12 protein-coding genes are annotated in these 15,860 nt (G+C 53.7%); 11 read left to right on the forward strand and 1 reads right to left on the reverse strand.

Features of this window, described 5'->3' with window-relative positions; translation table 11 throughout:
• Positions 1 to 10: 10 nt before the first annotated feature.
• The 11 genes from AAGQ96_RS14145 (at position 11) to AAGQ96_RS14195 (ending at position 13,713) form a co-directional block, all read left to right on the forward strand.
• Complete coding sequence (locus AAGQ96_RS14145) at positions 11 to 1,417, forward strand: MFS transporter (RefSeq protein ID WP_342753876.1); 1,407 nt, start codon at positions 11 to 13, stop codon at positions 1,415 to 1,417.
• Positions 1,417 to 2,799 (forward strand): two-component system sensor histidine kinase BaeS, encoded by a 1,383-nt coding sequence (baeS, locus tag AAGQ96_RS14150; RefSeq protein ID WP_147198836.1) that lies wholly within the window; start codon positions 1,417 to 1,419, stop codon positions 2,797 to 2,799. The genes AAGQ96_RS14145 and baeS overlap by 1 nt, the downstream gene beginning before the upstream one ends.
• A gap of 39 nt (positions 2,800 to 2,838) precedes the next feature.
• On the forward strand, positions 2,839 to 3,546 hold the full coding sequence (gene baeR / locus AAGQ96_RS14155; RefSeq protein WP_147198837.1) for a two-component system response regulator BaeR: 708 nt from the start codon (positions 2,839 to 2,841) through the stop codon (positions 3,544 to 3,546).
• A 113-nt stretch (positions 3,547 to 3,659) separates the two neighbouring features.
• Positions 3,660 to 5,003: a tRNA 5-hydroxyuridine modification protein YegQ gene (yegQ, locus tag AAGQ96_RS14160; RefSeq protein WP_147198838.1), complete on the forward strand. Its 1,344-nt coding sequence runs from the start codon at positions 3,660 to 3,662 to the stop codon at positions 5,001 to 5,003.
• Positions 5,004 to 5,255: 252 nt separating this feature from the next.
• Positions 5,256 to 6,158 carry a lipid kinase YegS gene (gene yegS / locus AAGQ96_RS14165; protein WP_147198839.1) on the forward strand — a complete coding sequence of 301 codons (903 nt, stop codon included), beginning with the start codon at positions 5,256 to 5,258 and terminating at the stop codon, positions 6,156 to 6,158.
• A 151-nt stretch (positions 6,159 to 6,309) separates the two neighbouring features.
• Complete coding sequence (locus tag AAGQ96_RS14170; protein WP_342753879.1) at positions 6,310 to 7,650, forward strand: MFS transporter; 1,341 nt, start codon at positions 6,310 to 6,312, stop codon at positions 7,648 to 7,650.
• A gap of 119 nt (positions 7,651 to 7,769) precedes the next feature.
• The gene (manD, locus tag AAGQ96_RS14175) at positions 7,770 to 8,984 is read left to right on the forward strand and encodes a D-mannonate dehydratase ManD (RefSeq protein ID WP_147198841.1); all 1,215 of its coding nucleotides are present in this window, start codon (positions 7,770 to 7,772) and stop codon (positions 8,982 to 8,984) included.
• 10 nt (positions 8,985 to 8,994) lie between these two features.
• Positions 8,995 to 10,005: a Zn-dependent oxidoreductase gene (locus AAGQ96_RS14180; protein WP_342753880.1), complete on the forward strand. Its 1,011-nt coding sequence runs from the start codon at positions 8,995 to 8,997 to the stop codon at positions 10,003 to 10,005.
• 118 nt (positions 10,006 to 10,123) lie between these two features.
• Positions 10,124 to 11,407, forward strand: coding sequence for an MFS transporter (locus AAGQ96_RS14185; protein ID WP_147198843.1), 1,284 nt, complete (start codon positions 10,124 to 10,126; stop codon positions 11,405 to 11,407).
• 46 nt (positions 11,408 to 11,453) lie between these two features.
• Positions 11,454 to 12,926: a mannitol dehydrogenase family protein gene (locus AAGQ96_RS14190; RefSeq protein ID WP_342753881.1), complete on the forward strand. Its 1,473-nt coding sequence runs from the start codon at positions 11,454 to 11,456 to the stop codon at positions 12,924 to 12,926.
• 100 nt (positions 12,927 to 13,026) lie between these two features.
• Positions 13,027 to 13,713, forward strand: coding sequence for a GntR family transcriptional regulator (locus AAGQ96_RS14195; protein WP_147198845.1), 687 nt, complete (start codon positions 13,027 to 13,029; stop codon positions 13,711 to 13,713).
• Between the two features lie 2 nt (positions 13,714 to 13,715).
• Here the strand turns inward: AAGQ96_RS14195 and AAGQ96_RS14200 are convergent, their stop codons facing one another.
• Positions 13,716 to 15,767 (reverse strand): FUSC family protein, encoded by a 2,052-nt coding sequence (locus AAGQ96_RS14200; protein ID WP_147198846.1) that lies wholly within the window; start codon positions 15,765 to 15,767, stop codon positions 13,716 to 13,718.
• Positions 15,768 to 15,860 lie beyond the last annotated feature (93 nt).

The following is a 15,860-nucleotide window of genomic DNA, read 5'->3' on the forward strand; positions in this document are numbered from 1 at the left end:
CGATTAACCGATGAATACGCTTCCTGCCAGCGTACGCTGGCAGCTGTGGATTGTGGCCTTTGGCTTCTTTATGCAGTCGCTGGATACCACCATCGTCAACACCGCCCTGCCCGCGATGGCGCAAAGCCTGAACCAAAATCCGCTGCATATGCATTCGGTGGTGGTGTCATATGTGCTGACCGTCGCCGTTATGCTACCGGTTAGCGGCTGGCTGGCCGATCGCTTCGGCGTGCGTAACGTATTTTTCAGCGCCATCGTGCTGTTCAGCGCCGGCTCACTGTTTTGCGCTATGTCCGCCACGCTCGATCAGCTGATTGCCTCACGCGTGCTGCAAGGCATCGGTGGTGCGATGATGGTGCCGGTCGGCAGGCTGACGGTAATGAAGCTGGTGCCGCGCGAGCAATATATGGCCGCAATGACGTTCGTCACGCTGCCGGGCCAGGTTGGCCCGCTGCTTGGGCCCGCGTTGGGCGGCGTGCTGGTGCAATACGCCAGCTGGCACTGGATTTTCCTGCTTAATATACCGGTCGGGCTGGTGGGTGCCATTGCCACTATGATGCTGATGCCGGACTTCCGATTGCCGCCGGGGCGCTTTGATCTTAAAGGTTTTCTGCTGCTGGCTGTCGGCATGGCCACGCTGACGCTGGCGCTGGATGGCTCTCACGGCTCCGGCTTTTCGCCGCTCCTGCTCGGCCTGTTCATTCTTGCAGGCATTTTTTCGCTGCTGTTTTATCTGCTCTACGCCCGCGATAACGATCGGGCACTGTTCAGCCTCAAACTGTTCGATAACCGTATCTATTCCGTTGGTCTGCTGGGCAGCCTGACCGGGCGCATTGGCAGCGGCATGCTGCCGTTTATGACCCCGCTTTTTTTACAGGTCGGAATGGGGTATACCCCTTTTCACGCCGGGCTGATGATGATCCCAATGGTGCTGGGCAATATGGGCATGAAGCGGATTGTGGTGCAAATCGTCAACCGATTCGGCTACCGCAACGTGCTGACGGGATCAACCGTGGGCCTGGCGCTGGTCGTGCTGCTGTTTCCTGTCGTCGCGCTGTCAGGCTGGGAAAAGCTGCTGCCGCTGATACTGTTTCTGCAGGGAATGGTCAACGCGATCCGCTTTTCCACAATGAACACCTTAACGCTCAAAACGTTGCCGGATGAGCTAGCCAGCAGCGGCAACAGCCTGCTGTCGATGGTGATGCAGCTGTCGATGAGTATCGGCGTAACGGTGGCCGGCCTGTTGCTCGGCACCTTTGGTCAGCAGTCGCTTGCCGGAAGCGAAACCACGCAGCAAGCCTTTATTTATACTTATCTCTGTATGGCGGTGGTGATTGTTTTCCCCGCGCTGGTATTCTGGCGCGTACCGGCCGACATCAGTAAAAACGTGGTGCTACAGCGCCGGAGAAAGTCTTAATGTTTGCGAAGTTGCGTATTGGCATTACCGCCAAACTGTTTATTGCCATTTTTTCCACCTGCATGCTGGTGCTGATCACCATGCACTGGGGCGTGCGCCTCAGCTTTGAACACGGCTTTATTGATTACATCAAAAAAGGCAACGAACAGCGGCTGGGCCTGCTGAGCGACGCGCTGGCCGACCAGTATGAGCAGCACGGTAACTGGGATTTTTTACGCAATAACAACAAGCTGGTTTTCCAGATCCTGCATTCGCTGGAGCAAAATCCTGATGCGAACAATCAGCTGCCACCGCACGGCTGGCGCACGCAGTTCTGGATTATCGATCAGCAATATCACGTGATGATGGGGCCACGAGCGCCGGTACCGACAGAAGGGAGCCGCAGAAATATCACCACCAGCACCGGACATATCGTCGGCTGGGTTATTGGTTCCCCACCGGAAAGGCTGACCCGCAGCGCGGATATCAATTTCGATCAGCAGCAAAAACGCACCAGCTGGATTATCGTTGCTCTGACGATGCTGCTGGCGGCTGCCGTGACCTGGCTAATGTCGCGTGGCCTGCTCGCGCCGGTCAGGCGGCTGGTCGAAGGGACTCACCAACTCGCTGCTGGAGATTTTACCAGCCGGGTGAAAGCCGACAGCCGCGACGAGCTTGGCCGTCTGGGTCAGGATTTCAATCGTCTTGCCAGCACGCTGGAGAAAAATGAAAGCATGCGCCGCGCTTTTATGGCGGATATCTCGCACGAGCTACGTACGCCGCTGGCCATTCTGCGCGGTGAGCTGGAAGCGATTCAGGATGGCATACGCAAACTGACGCCGGAATCGATCGTCTCACTCCAGGGCGAAGTCACTACGCTCACTAAGCTGGTGGATGACGTTCATCAGCTTTCCCTTTCCGATGAAGGCGCGCTGGCCTACCGTCGTAGCCAGACCGATCTGGTGCCGCTACTGGAAGTCGTCGCCGCCAATTTCAGCGGGCGTTATCAGAGCCACGGGCTGAGGCTGGATCTTAACCTGCCGGATCAGGCGCCGCTGTTTGGCGACCCCGATCGCCTGATGCAGCTGTTCACCAACCTGATGGAAAACAGCCTGCGTTATACCGACGCAGGAGGCGCCCTGACGGTAACGGTGATGGCGCAACCGGACCAGCTAACCCTGTGGTTTGACGATACCTCTCCCGGTATTACCGACGATCAGCGCCTGCAAATTTTCGAGCGTTTTTATCGGGCAGAAACTTCCCGCAATCGTGCCAGCGGCGGCTCCGGGCTTGGCCTGGCAATTTGTCAGAACATTGTGGAAGCGCACGAGGGAACGATCAAAGCGGATCACTCCGATGCCGGAGGACTGAGAATTACGATACACTTCCCCTGTACCAGGTAATTTAAGAGCAATACTCTTTTTCGTACCGGCAGGAGCGCCATGAATCAAGAATCTCAAGACCCCCTCATTTTAGTGGTGGAAGACGAACCCAAGCTTGCCCAGCTGCTGGTGGATTACCTGCAGGCTGCCAATTATCGCACCCATCATCTGTTGCGCGGTGATGAGGTGCTGGAATGGGTAAAACAGTCGCCGCCGGATCTGATGCTGCTTGATCTGATGCTGCCGGGCGTGGACGGACTGACGCTTTGCCGCGAAATCCGTCGGTTTTCAGAACTGCCGATCGTGATGGTGACGGCGCGCACGGAAGAGATAGATCGCCTGCTCGGTCTGGAAATCGGCGCTGATGATTATATCTGCAAACCCTTTAGCCCACGCGAGGTCGTGGCACGCGTCAAAACTATTCTGAAACGCTGCCAGCGGACGCCGGAAGAAGCGCAAAAAGCGTCACTGTTGGTGGTGGATGAGAACCGTTTCCAGGCAAGCTGGGATAATTTAGCGCTGGATTTAACCCCCGCCGAGTTTCGCCTGCTAAAAACGCTGGCGCAGGAGCCGGGCAAAGTTTTCTCCCGCGAGATGCTGCTTAACCATCTGTATGACGACTATCGCGTCGTTACCGATCGCACCATCGACAGCCATATTAAAAACCTGCGCCGAAAGCTGGAAGCTCTGGACGCCGACCAGCCCTTTATCCGTGCGGTCTACGGTATGGGCTATCGCTGGGAAGCAGATGTCTGTCGTTTGATCTAGCGCAATTTACAATCCTTCCCTCACCTCTTACAATCCCCACACTTTTCGTAAGGCCGTCCCGTGACGGCCTTTATTGCAATATCTGACCTGACATCAGATCGACGAGATACCTCATGTTTAAACCGGAACTGCTTTCTCCGGCCGGTACGCTGAAAAACATGCGCTACGCCTTCGCGTATGGCGCTGATGCAGTGTACGCTGGCCAGCCTCGCTACAGCCTGCGCGTCCGCAACAACGAGTTCAACCATCAGAACCTGGCAATCGGCATTAACGAAGCGCATGCCCAGGGCAAAAAATTCTACGTTGTGGTCAATATTGCGCCGCACAATGCCAAGCTGAAAACCTTTATTCGCGATCTCCAGCCGGTAGTCGAAATGGGGCCGGACGCGCTGATCATGTCCGATCCTGGTCTGATCATGATGGTGCGTGAAGCCTTCCCGCAGATGGACGTGCATCTTTCGGTGCAGGCTAACGCGGTCAACTGGGCAACGGTAAAGTTTTGGCAGCAGATGGGGCTGACGCGCGTCATTCTTTCGCGTGAACTGTCTCTGGAAGAGATCGCCGAAATCCGCCAGCAGGTTCCCGATATTGAACTGGAAATTTTTGTCCACGGTGCCTTATGCATGGCCTACTCCGGTCGCTGCCTGCTTTCCGGTTACATTAATAAACGCGACCCAAATCAGGGAACCTGTACTAACGCCTGCCGTTGGGAATATAAGGTTGAAGAAGGCAAACAGGACGAGATTGGCAATATAGTGCATCAGTATCAGCCGATCCCGGTCAGGAACGTTGAACCGACGCTCGGCGAGGGTCAACCGACGGATAAAGTCTTTATGATTGAGGAAGCGATGCGGCCGGGCGAGTATATGACCGCCTTTGAGGACGAGCACGGCACCTACATTATGAACTCAAAAGATTTGCGGGCCGTGGCGCACGTTGAACGCCTGACGCAGATGGGCGTTCACTCGCTGAAAATCGAAGGCCGAACCAAATCCCACTATTATTGCGCGCGCACGGCGCAGGTCTATCGCCGCGCGATTGATGATGCGGCCGCAGGCAAACCCTTTGATCATTCCCTGCTGGAAACGCTGGAAGGACTGGCGCACCGTGGCTATACCGAAGGTTTCCTCCGTCGCCATACGCATGACAGCTATCAAAATTACGATCACAGCTATTCCGCCTCCGAGCGTCAGCAGTTTGTCGGCGAATTTACCGGTGAGCGGCGCGGCGCAATGGCGCTGGTGGAGGTTAAAAACAAGTTCAGCACGGGCGACAGCCTGGAGCTGATGACGCCCGCAGGCAATATCAACTTTCGACTGGAAAAGATGGAAAACCGCAGGCTGGAATCGACCGATATCGCACCCGGCAACGGTCATTTTGTCTGGATCCCACTGCCCGAAGAGATCGATCTGACTTACGCGCTCCTGATGCGGAATTTTCCGGAAGACGCCAAATAAAAGTTTCCTGACGTGACTTATTTTAGAACAGGCTCACATTCCCTGTCGCCTTTTCTGGGTATGCTGTGCAGGCTTAAACGATCAATTCAAAACGGCAGATTTACCTAAACCACCTCTTTGGCCCGTCCGGTTCTTCCGGGCGGGCTTTTCTTTGATTTATCGATTCATCCACGAGCCGCTTTTTCTTCCCCTCTGCGGATATGCTATAACTGAAGCACTTTTCGTTCAGGGCAGTTTTGACAGGAAAATAACATGGATACACATTCACTGACGCTGATTATCCTTAACGGCAAGGGCGCGGGTAACGAAGCGCTGCGCGAGGCCATCCTGAAGCTGCGCGAAGAAGGCCTGCCGATTGAAGTGCGTGTCACCTGGGAACAAGGGGATGGCGAGCGTTTTGTGCAGGAGGCCGTGACGCTGGGTGCTGCAACGGTGGTGGCCGGCGGTGGCGACGGCACCGTCAATGAAATCGCCACCTCGCTGGCGGGCGTAGCTGAAAAACAGCGTCCGGTATTGGGTATTATCCCGCTGGGAACCGCTAACGATTTTGCGACCAGCGCAGGCATTCCGGAAGAGATGGAAAATGCGCTGCGTCTGGCTATCGTCGGTAAAGCCACGCCGGTTGACCTGGCACGGGTCAATCAGGATCGCTATTTCATTAATATGGCGACGGGCGGCTTCGGCACGCGGATTACCACGGAAACACCGGAAAGGCTGAAATCGGCGCTGGGCGGTGTTTCCTACTTTATTCATGGCCTGATGCGCATGGATACCCTGAAAGCAGACACCTGTACGCTTAGCGGCCCCGGCTTCAACTGGCAGGGCGATGCGTTGGTGATTGGGATCGGCAATGGACGTCAGGCAGGCGGTGGACAACGTCTGTGTCCGGCCGCGTTGATTAACGATGGCATGCTGGAATTGAGTATCGTCACGTCAAAAGAGATCTTACCTACGCTGTTTAATTCAGTTATTGGCGGAGACGACGAAAATCCCAATATCATTCGTGCTTCACTGCCCTGGCTGGAAATTGATGCGCCAAACGAAATGACCTTTAATCTGGATGGCGAGCCGCTAACCGGCACGTCATTCCGTATTGAGATTCTGCCGGCTGCCCTTTCCTGCCGCCTGCCGCCCTCCTGCGAACTGCTGGCATAGCGCTGTGAGCCACATCAAGTGGCTCTCTCCTTTTCTCCACTGCGCACCAATAAAAGGACGTTAGAAATGTGATCCTCCATGCAGACGGCTTGCCAATCAGCTTGTATGGTAGTAGGTCTTTATAACTTACTGGCTTATTCAAGGATTGATTATGACCAACACCAGAGCAATCGCTTCAGCCGAGACAAACGATTCCACTTCGGTTATAAGACGTGTCGCCAGCGCATCCGCAATCGGTACCGCCGCCGAATATTATGACTTTTTTGCCTACGGTACGGCAGCAGTACTTTTTTTTGGCCCGCTTTTTTTTCCTTCCAGCGATCCACTTATCGGCACGCTGGCGGCCTTTGCTACCTACGCCGTCGGCTTCTTTGCACGGCCGCTGGGCGGCATCGTTTTTGGCCATATTGGCGATAAAGTCGGCCGCAAAAAAGCCCTTGTTATCACTATCCTGATGGTTGGCCTGGGCACATTCTGCATTGGGCTGTTACCAACCTATGAAAAAATTGGCTTCTGGGCGCCCACGCTGCTGGTGATTATCCGCATAATCCAGGGGTTTGGCGTCGGCGGTGAACAGGCAGGCGCTGTTCTGATGACCGCTGAATATGCTGAGCCTCGTCGTCGTGGCTATTTTGCCAGCTGGGTGCAGATAGGCGCACCGGTCGGATTTTTACTGCCTCTGGCGCTGTTCGCCGCCTTAACGGCGCTGCTGTCGAAAGAAGAAATGGTGGACTGGGGCTGGCGCATCCCGTTTTTACTTAGCGCGCTGCTGGTTATCGTCGGCATGTTTATCCGCCTGCGTATTGATGAATCACCGGTTTTCGCCCAAATCCGTGAAACCAAAGCAGCCGAGTCGCGTCCGGTAATGGAAGTAATACGCAACTATCCCAAAATTATTGTTTATGGCGTGGCGGCCAAGCTGATTGAAGCCTGCTCGTTTGGCCTTTTCACGGTCATCATTCTGGCATGGGGAAAAGTCAATCAGCTCAGCGATACCCTGATGATGCAAACGATGATTGTCGCGGTGATTCTGGAAATTATGGCGATTCCGTTGATGGGCAAACTCTCCGACCGGATTGGCCGGAAGCCGGTCTATATGACAGGTGCTCTCCTGCTTACCCTCAGCATTTTTCCTTTCTTTATCGCGATGAGCCAGAACATCTACTGGATCTCGCAGCTGGCCATGATCGTCGTGCTGACGCTGGGTCACAGTATGTGTTATGCGCCGCAAGCTTCCTGGTTCCCGGAACTTTTCCCTACTCATATTCGTTGCAGCGGTATTGCGCTGATCTGGCAAACCGGTTCGTTGATTGGCGGCGGCGTGCTGGGCCTGACGGCCGTTAAGATCCTCCAGATGTCCGGCGGTCACTATTATGGCCTGGCCGCTTATGTCGTCATTCTTGGGTTGGTTTCGCTGTACGGCATTTCTCATCTGCCGGAAACCGCACCGGTGAAACGGTGCAAAGAGCTCCATAGCTGGCACAAGTCTTAAATTTTGAAAGCCGAAGCGATCGCAATTGTGATCGTTATCGGATATTCGACGACGCTAACTTGTATGGTAGTACGTTAGTGCGTATTTTTTATCCATTGTCGCAACTCAGGGTCTTGATAATGAAAATTGTTAAAGCGGAAGTCTTTGTTACCTGTCCAGGCAGGAATTTTGTCACTGTTAAAATCACCACCGACGAAGGCCTTACCGGTATTGGCGACGCGACGTTAAATGGCCGTGAGCTACCGGTGGCTTCTTATCTGAAAGATCATGTTTGCCCACAGCTGATTGGCCGTAACGCACACCAAATCGAGGATATCTGGCAGTATTTTTATAAAGGTGCCTACTGGCGTCGTGGCCCGGTAACCATGTCCGCTATCTCGGCTGTCGATCAGGCACTGTGGGATATCAAAGGTAAGGCCGCCAATATGCCGCTTTACCAGCTGCTGGGCGGTGCCTCGCGTACTGGCGTAATGGTCTATTGCCATACAACCGGGCACAGCATTGATGAAGTGATGGACGATTACGCGAAGCATAAAGAGATGGGTTTTAAAGCCATCCGTGCGCAGTGTGGCGTTCCCGGAATGAAAACCACCTACGGCATGGCGAAAGGCAAAGGCCTGGCTTATGAGCCCGCCACCAAGGGTGACTGGCCGGAAGAGCAGCTGTGGTCGACCGAAAAGTATCTCGATTTTACACCAAAACTGTTTGAGGCAATCCGTGCCAAATATGGCTTTAACGAACATTTGCTGCACGACATGCATCATCGCTTAACACCCATTGAAGCGGCGCGCTTCGGCAAAAGCGTTGAGGACTCGCGTCTGTTCTGGATGGAGGATCCAACGCCTGCCGAAAACCAGGAAAGTTTCCGTCTGATCCGTCAGCACACCGTTACGCCAATTGCGGTGGGCGAAGTCTTTAACAGCATCTGGGACTGTAAGCAGCTGATTGAAGAGCAGCTCATCGACTATATCCGCACCACTATTACCCATGCTGGTGGCATTACCGGTATGCGTCGTATCGCCGATTTCGCCTCGCTGTATCAGGTACGTACCGGTTCGCATGGCCCGTCCGATCTTTCGCCAGTTTGTATGGCTGCTGCGCTGCATTTCGATCTCTGGGTACCCAACTTTGGCGTGCAGGAATACATGGGCTACTCCGAGCAGATGATGGAGGTGTTCAGGCATAGCTGGACCTTTGAAGATGGCTATATGCATCCGGGTGACAAACCGGGCCTTGGCATTGAGTTCGACGAGAAGCTGGCAGCGAAATATCCCTATGAGCCCGCTTATCTGCCGGTCGCTCGTTTAGAAGATGGCACCTTGTGGAACTGGTAAGGAGAGCACCATGAAAAGCGTTGTTATCGCTAAACCCGGCGAAATGATCGTAGAAGATCGTCCCCTGCCTGAGCCAGCCGCGGGCGAAGTCAGGGTCAAGGTCAACTATGCCAGCATCTGTGGTTCTGATGTACATATCTGGCACGGTCACAATCCCTTCGCACGCTATCCACGGGTGATTGGCCATGAGTTTTTTGGTGTCATCGATGCGACAGGCGAAGGCGTTGATGCCTCACGCACAGGGGAACGGGTGGCGGTCGATCCGGTCGTCAGCTGCGGTCACTGCTACCCCTGTTCTGTTGGCCGGCCAAACGTTTGTCGCGAATTACAGGTTATTGGCGTTCACCGCGACGGCGGCTTCAGTGAGTATGCGGTTGTCCCAGCCTCAAACGCTTATGTGCTGCCGCAAAGTATTCCTGACAAGCTGGCAAGTCTGGTAGAGCCTTTTACTATTGCCGCTAATATCTGCGCCTTTCTTAAACCGCAGCCCAACGATGTCGCCCTGATTTTTGGTGCCGGCCCAATGGGATTAACCGCAATTCAGGCACTGAAAGGCGTGTTTAACGTCCGTAAAGTGATCGTAGCCGATCGGCTGCCTGAAAGGCTACAGATGGCGCTGGAGAATGGCGCTGATGTCGTGCTGGGTAACAGTGAAATCCCGCTGGCTGCACAGCTGGAAGGGGAGCAACCGACGTTGATTATTGATGCCGCCTGTCATCCTTCGATTCTGTCAGAAGCCGTTGCGCTGGCTTCACCGGCAGCGCGTATTGGCCTGCTCGGCTTTTCCGGCGAACCCTGCACGGTGACGCAACAAAGCCTGACCAGTAAAGAGCTGTCGCTGTTTACTTCACGTCTGAACAGCCATCGTTTTCCTGAAGTCATTAGCTGGATGGAACAGCAAAAAATCCAGCCTGAAAAATTGGTTACTCACTATCTGCCGTTAAGTGACATTGAAGCGGCCATGACCCTTTTCGAAAAAGATCCGCGCAGCTGCTGCAAGGTAATCTTAACGTTCAGCTGACGGGCACCAGGCTTACCGTACTAAGTCGTATTCGGTCTGGGAGCAGGTTCAGGCTCCCGGTATCAGGACTCTGCCGCGGAAAGAGAATCTATAAATTAGAAAAAACCAGGGTACTCCTATGTTTAAAAATCTCCGCTGGACCATCGTTCTGCTGCTTTTTCTGGTGTACATGATCAACTATCTGGATCGTGTCGCGCTTTCGCTGACCGTGCCGATGATCGAAAAAGATCTGCTGCTCAATGCCGAGCAGTTTGGTCTGATCTTCGGCAGCTTCTTCTTCGGTTATGCCATCTTTAATTTTATCGGCGGCCTGGCTACCGATAAATTCGGCCCCACGCTGGTGCTGGGCGTGGCAGTAGGAATGTGGTCACTGTTCTGCGGCTTTACTGCACTGGCGACTGGCTTCTGGTCGATGCTAATTCTGCGCATATTGTTCGGCATGGCAGAAGGCCCGATCTGCGCCTCCGCCAACAAAGCGATTAATGGCTGGTTTCCCAAAAAACAGGCAGCCACGGCGATGGGCTTTCTCAGCGCAGGTTCACCGCTGGGTGGCGCAGTCGCCGGCCCGATTATCGGCTATCTTGCGCTCGCCTTTGGCTGGCGTCCGGCCTTCGTCATCATCTGCTCGATTGGGATTGTCTGGATGGTAATTTGGTTTTTTATTGCCGCTGATAATCCATTGAAAAGCCGTCGCGTCAGCGCAGAAGAGCAGGCGCTGATTACCCGCCTGAAAGAAGAACAGACTACGCCGGATGAGGAACTGGCGCAGGCCGCTCATGGCCTTGGTTACTATCTGCGTCAGCCGATTATCCTCGTTACCGCTTTCGCCTTCTTTTGCTATAACTACATTCTGTTTTTCTTCCTCAGCTGGTTCCCGGCCTATCTGGTTCAGGCCCATAGCCTGGATATTAAATCAATGAGTATGACCACCGTGATCCCCTGGGTGGTCGGCTTTGTCGGGCTGGCGCTGGGCGGCTGGATCTCCGACAAAATTTTCAACATCACCGGTAAGCTCCTGCTTTCACGAAAAATTGTGTTAGTCGTCTCTCTCTTCGCCGCAGCCTTGTGCGTGGCCCTTGCCGGTTCGGTTAAGGGCGTTTACCCCGCCGTGATCCTGATGTCGGTCTCAATCTTTTTCCTCTACATCACCGGGGCGATTTACTGGGCGATTATCCAGGATGTGGTGCATAAAAGCCGCGTCGGCGGCATTAGCGGCTTTATCCATCTTATCGGTAGCCTCTCCGGCATTGTCGGCCCGGTCGTAACCGGTTACATCGTGCATCACACCGGTAAATTCGACAGCGCTTTTATTCTGGCGGGCGTCGTTGCGGCGCTGGGTGCCGTGCTGGTTCTGCTGGTGATCAAAAGCCCAAAAAGTACGAAAACGCCGGTTTCAGTTTAGTTGCTGTGGGTACGCACTGGCGTACCCTGTTGATTAAGGAGTATGTATGCTGTCCGTTGAAACATTACCCGCAGGGACTTTGATCCCCCATTACGACCGCAGCGCCTTACGCACGCGTATCGTGCATATAGGTTTTGGTGCCTTTCATCGCGCTCATCAGGCGGTATGCGCAGATATTCTGGCCGCCGAGCATAACAGCGACTGGGGTTACTGCGAGTGCGGCATTACCCTGAACAATAACGGCGAGCTGTTCAATGCATTGCGTCAACAGGACCTGCTTTATAGCGTGACGGAAAAAGCCGATGACGGCCTGCACACCCGCGTAGTGGGTGTGGTAACACAGGCGCTATATCGTAATTGCGACGGTATCGAAAAAATTATTAGCGCGATGTGTCAGCCTGACGTCGCGATCGTGTCCATGACGGTGACAGAAAAAGGCTACTGCTATCAGCCTGCAACCGGCCAGCTGAATCTTGACCATCCGGCCATCGTACACGACCTGGCGCACCCTGAAGATCCGCAATCTCTGCCGGGGATTATTCTGGCAGCGATTAAGCGCCGTCGCGACGCCAGCCTTCCACCTTTTAGCGTGATGTCCTGTGACAACATGCCTGAAAATGGTCACGTTACCCGCAACGTCGTGGTACAGCTGGCAGAGCAGCAGGATCGCCAGCTTGCTGATTATATCCGACAGAATATTACCTTCCCGTCGACCATGGTCGACCGCATTGTGCCAGCCATGACGGCCGAAGCTTTTCAGTCTTTAAGTCATAAACTGGGCTGTGCCGATCCGGTGGGCGTTGAATGCGAACCTTTTTTCCAGTGGGTCATCGAGGATAAATTTGTTAGCGGTCGTCCGGCGTGGGAAAAAGCCGGCGCCGAACTGGTAGCCGATGTCCTGCCTTATGAAGAGATGAAGCTGCGTATGCTGAACGGCAGTCATTCTCTGCTGGCTTATACCGGCTATCTGGCGGGTTACGAGACCATCAGCGAGTGCATGGACGATGATGACTACCAGCTGGCCGCGCGCAAACTCATGCTGGATGAGCAGGCGCCAACTCTGAGAACGACCGGCGTTGATTTGGTTGCCTATGCCGACTCCCTGATTGCACGCTATAAAAACCGGGCGATTAAACATCGGACTTATCAGATCGCGACAGATGGCACGCAAAAATTACCGCAGCGCTGGCTCGACAGCATTCGCTGGCATCTTCGCAACGGCAGTCGTTTTGAACTGCTGGCGCTGTGCGTTGCCAGCTGGATGCGTTTCGTAAAGGGCGTTGATGAACAGGGAAAAGCATTTGTTATCAACGATCCATTACGGTCTGAGCTGGCGCGATTAACCCAAAGCAGCGCGGAAGGTGAACCACGTGTTACCGCTCTGCTTTCGCTGAAAGAAGTCTTTGGCGAAGACCTGCCGGACAACTCGCTATTCCGGGATCGCGTTACGCATTACTACCAGCTGTTATTGCTTTCAGGTGCAAAAGCTGCGGTTCGTCAGGCGATCCGCGCCGGGTAATGGTTTCATGGCAAAAGGGCTGGCGCTGGTGCATCAGGCTGATTAGACTGATCTTCCCAGCGTCAGCTTTTATGACGCCTTATCGGAATGAAATTACCGAATGTCAATGACCTACACCATCACCGCCAGCGAACCCGTTAATCAGCAGATTTATCGTTTTCTGCGCCAGGATATTGTCACCTGTGCCATCCCTCCCGGATCGTTGCTGTCAGAAAAAGAAGTGTCGAGCCGTTTTGACGTTTCCCGTCAGCCGGTGCGTGAAGCCTTTATTAAACTGGCCGAAGCTGGACTGGTACAGATCCTGCCGCAGCGCGGTACCTTTGTGCGTCGCATCTCTGCCCAGCGGGTCGCCGATGGCCGTTTTATCCGCGAAGCGGTTGAAGTCGCGGTTGTACGCAGGGCGGCACTGGAAGCCACACCGGAAGCCCTGGCTTTGCTGGAGCATAATTTACAGCTACAGAAAATGTCGGCGGAACGTCAGAACAGCCAGGCATTTTTGCTGCTGGATGATGAGTTCCACCGTCTGATTGCGCAAAGCATTAACTGTGAGCTTGCCTGGGAGACGGTGGAAAATATCAAGGCCACCATGGATCGGGTGCGCTTTCTGACGTTGAGTAAAGTCTCGCCGCCAGAAAGCCTGATTGCGCAGCACAATGAAATCTATCAGGCGCTGCTGGCAAAAAACGCCGATGCCGCCGAACAGGCTCTGCGTCGCCATCTTCAGGAAATGATTTTTTCCATCACGCCTATTGCCGAGCAAAACAGCGAATGGTTTGAACAGCCCTGATATCAGGTCGGAAGCGCTGGCCATCTTTCTGTCGGATAGAGTGCCAGACGGATGTTGAATAAGTAGAACAGCGGGCGAAACAGCGCCGGTTCACAGCGGCTGGCGGCTTCGGTTTGCAGCAGCAGTCCATTTAGCGCCTCCAGCAATGACTGGGGCGGTTCACGCGAAATATTCTTCAACCGTTTCTTAAAATACTGATTAATTTCAAACATCAGCACATTGGTTTCCAGCGAATATTCTTTGAGGATCGCCTGATGGCGGCCGTAGAAATCATAGCAGTTAACGCCCAGCCAGATTTCAGTGATCAGATTTCCGCCCAGCGCCACGTTTGCCATGGGATCGATTTTGTTACGTGGCAAAATAATATTAATTTTATCAATCTGGCTCGCCACAAATTGCTGGCGGGATAGCAGCGTCGCGGCGTTAAGGTTTATTTCGCTGATAAACTGAAGCAGTTCCTTAATACCTTTTCGCAACACGCGCCGGGCAGTCCAGGCCGGTCTTTTATTACGGATGACCGAGGTAATCACCACAGCCAGCACAATCCCCACTACGGTTGAAATTGCCGCGTTGATAATCGATAACAAATCGGGTTTAAGGTGATGCGCCATGCCGATAAAACCAGGGATTTGCGTGGCAATAATCAACCCAATAAAATTGGTCGCCGGATTAGCAATAACCAAGCCAAGGGCGAACAGCCCCGGCGCAAGGCAAATAATCAATGATTCATAGGTCGTGGTGCCCGGAATAATAATCCCGACGTACAGCACGCTGATAACGATGGCAATTACCACGCCTTTTAAGAAGACCTTCATTGAAGCAACCGGGCTGTCCAGAGCCGCGAAAAACGAGCAGACCACGGCGGCCATCATCGGTGCCGTTGAACCATCTTTCCAGCCCGTGCCAATCCAGAACAGGCAACCCAGCATCGTTGCGGCAAAAGCGGTAAAGCAGGATAAAAGCATTAACCCTTTGTCGGCATGTTTTTTAATCAGCTTTTGCCCGCCGCGCTGTTTTTTACTGCTGATCAAGCTAACCCGCTCCCTGGCGCCAAAATAACTTTCCGCTACCCGGACAAAATTAAGCAGCCGCTCAAGCAGCCCAACAAGCAACAGCCCCTCTTCCGCGTTCATGTCGCCATGATAGTAGCGCCTTTCGATCTCATCCTGCGCCGCAGCAAGGTCCGCCTGTATTGCCTGTGCGTTACCGCTCTGCTCCGGACTGTTGAGCCAGACAAGAAAATGGTTGAACGCTTCAGCGACAAAATCTGGCAGGCGGATATCCTGTTCGGCCAGTAAACTCAGGCGCTTCTCAATGGCGGTCAGCGTGGGGATGAGATAAGAAAGGTGCTGATATTGGGCGCCCACCAGGCGAATGAGCTTTCGGGCAGCGTCGCCTTCGTAAACACAATGGGTAATCAGCGATTCAACGGTGGCAGGATAACTGGCCATCTGAACCAGAATATGCTCTCTTTCCGGCGAAGGGTTTTTTGCCTCAACGGTCAGCAGCTCGTTACAAAGTTTTTTGGCGCTGTCGAACCAGTGATTGACGCTATTTTCCAGCAGGCTGCGCATTCGCACCGGGAAAACCAGCATATGCACCAGCGCGCTACAAATAATGGCAACGGTAATCTCTTCTATACGCGAAATGACCGTGTAGGTAATAGAAAGCGGCGTAGTAACATCCGCAAAGCCCATAATGGCCGCACTGTATCCTGCCAGCATAAAGACATAGCTTTTCGGCGTGCGATCGTGCAGCGAAAGGTATAAACAACAGGCAACCCACAGCGAAACGCTGAAGCTGAACAGGATCGGCGTGGTAACGGTAACCGGATAGATGAGAAAAATAAAAATCCCGCCCAGCACGGTGCCAAGCAGACGAAACAGCGCTTTTGACAGCGTCGAAGCAGAATAGAGCTGCGAGATAACATAGACTGAAACCATCGCCCACGCTGGCTTATCAAGATTTAGCACCAGCGCAATATATAAAGCTAAAAATGCCGCGATGCCGGTTTTCAGGGCAAACAGCAGGGCATTTTTTGACAACCATTTCATGAACAACAGCTCGTGACGAATTAAAAGGCTATTTTATCCTGAGCGGAAAAAGATTAGCGCCCTTCTGCTGGCTGAAGTTGTAACAAAATTACT

It is taken from the genome of Pantoea sp. MBD-2R (assembly GCF_039134845.1).
Lineage (GTDB): Bacteria > Pseudomonadota > Gammaproteobacteria > Enterobacterales > Enterobacteriaceae > Erwinia.

What these genes read in the sequence shown, in the direction of transcription:
- yegS (WP_147198839.1), top strand. Translation starts at nt 5,256, where the DNA reads ATGGATACACATTCACTGACGCTGATTATCCTTAACGGCAAGGGCGCG.
- AAGQ96_RS14145 (WP_342753876.1), top strand. Translation starts at nt 11, where the DNA reads ATGAATACGCTTCCTGCCAGCGTACGCTGGCAGCTGTGGATTGTGGCC.
- AAGQ96_RS14180 (WP_342753880.1), top strand. Translation starts at nt 8,995, where the DNA reads ATGAAAAGCGTTGTTATCGCTAAACCCGGCGAAATGATCGTAGAAGAT.
- AAGQ96_RS14170 (WP_342753879.1), top strand. Translation starts at nt 6,310, where the DNA reads ATGACCAACACCAGAGCAATCGCTTCAGCCGAGACAAACGATTCCACT.
- manD (WP_147198841.1), top strand. Translation starts at nt 7,770, where the DNA reads ATGAAAATTGTTAAAGCGGAAGTCTTTGTTACCTGTCCAGGCAGGAAT.
- AAGQ96_RS14185 (WP_147198843.1), top strand. Translation starts at nt 10,124, where the DNA reads ATGTTTAAAAATCTCCGCTGGACCATCGTTCTGCTGCTTTTTCTGGTG.
- baeR (WP_147198837.1), top strand. Translation starts at nt 2,839, where the DNA reads ATGAATCAAGAATCTCAAGACCCCCTCATTTTAGTGGTGGAAGACGAA.
- baeS (WP_147198836.1), top strand. Translation starts at nt 1,417, where the DNA reads ATGTTTGCGAAGTTGCGTATTGGCATTACCGCCAAACTGTTTATTGCC.
- yegQ (WP_147198838.1), top strand. Translation starts at nt 3,660, where the DNA reads ATGTTTAAACCGGAACTGCTTTCTCCGGCCGGTACGCTGAAAAACATG.
- AAGQ96_RS14200 (WP_147198846.1), bottom strand. Translation starts at nt 15,767, where the DNA reads ATGAAATGGTTGTCAAAAAATGCCCTGCTGTTTGCCCTGAAAACCGGC.
- AAGQ96_RS14195 (WP_147198845.1), top strand. Translation starts at nt 13,027, where the DNA reads ATGTCAATGACCTACACCATCACCGCCAGCGAACCCGTTAATCAGCAG.
- AAGQ96_RS14190 (WP_342753881.1), top strand. Translation starts at nt 11,454, where the DNA reads ATGCTGTCCGTTGAAACATTACCCGCAGGGACTTTGATCCCCCATTAC.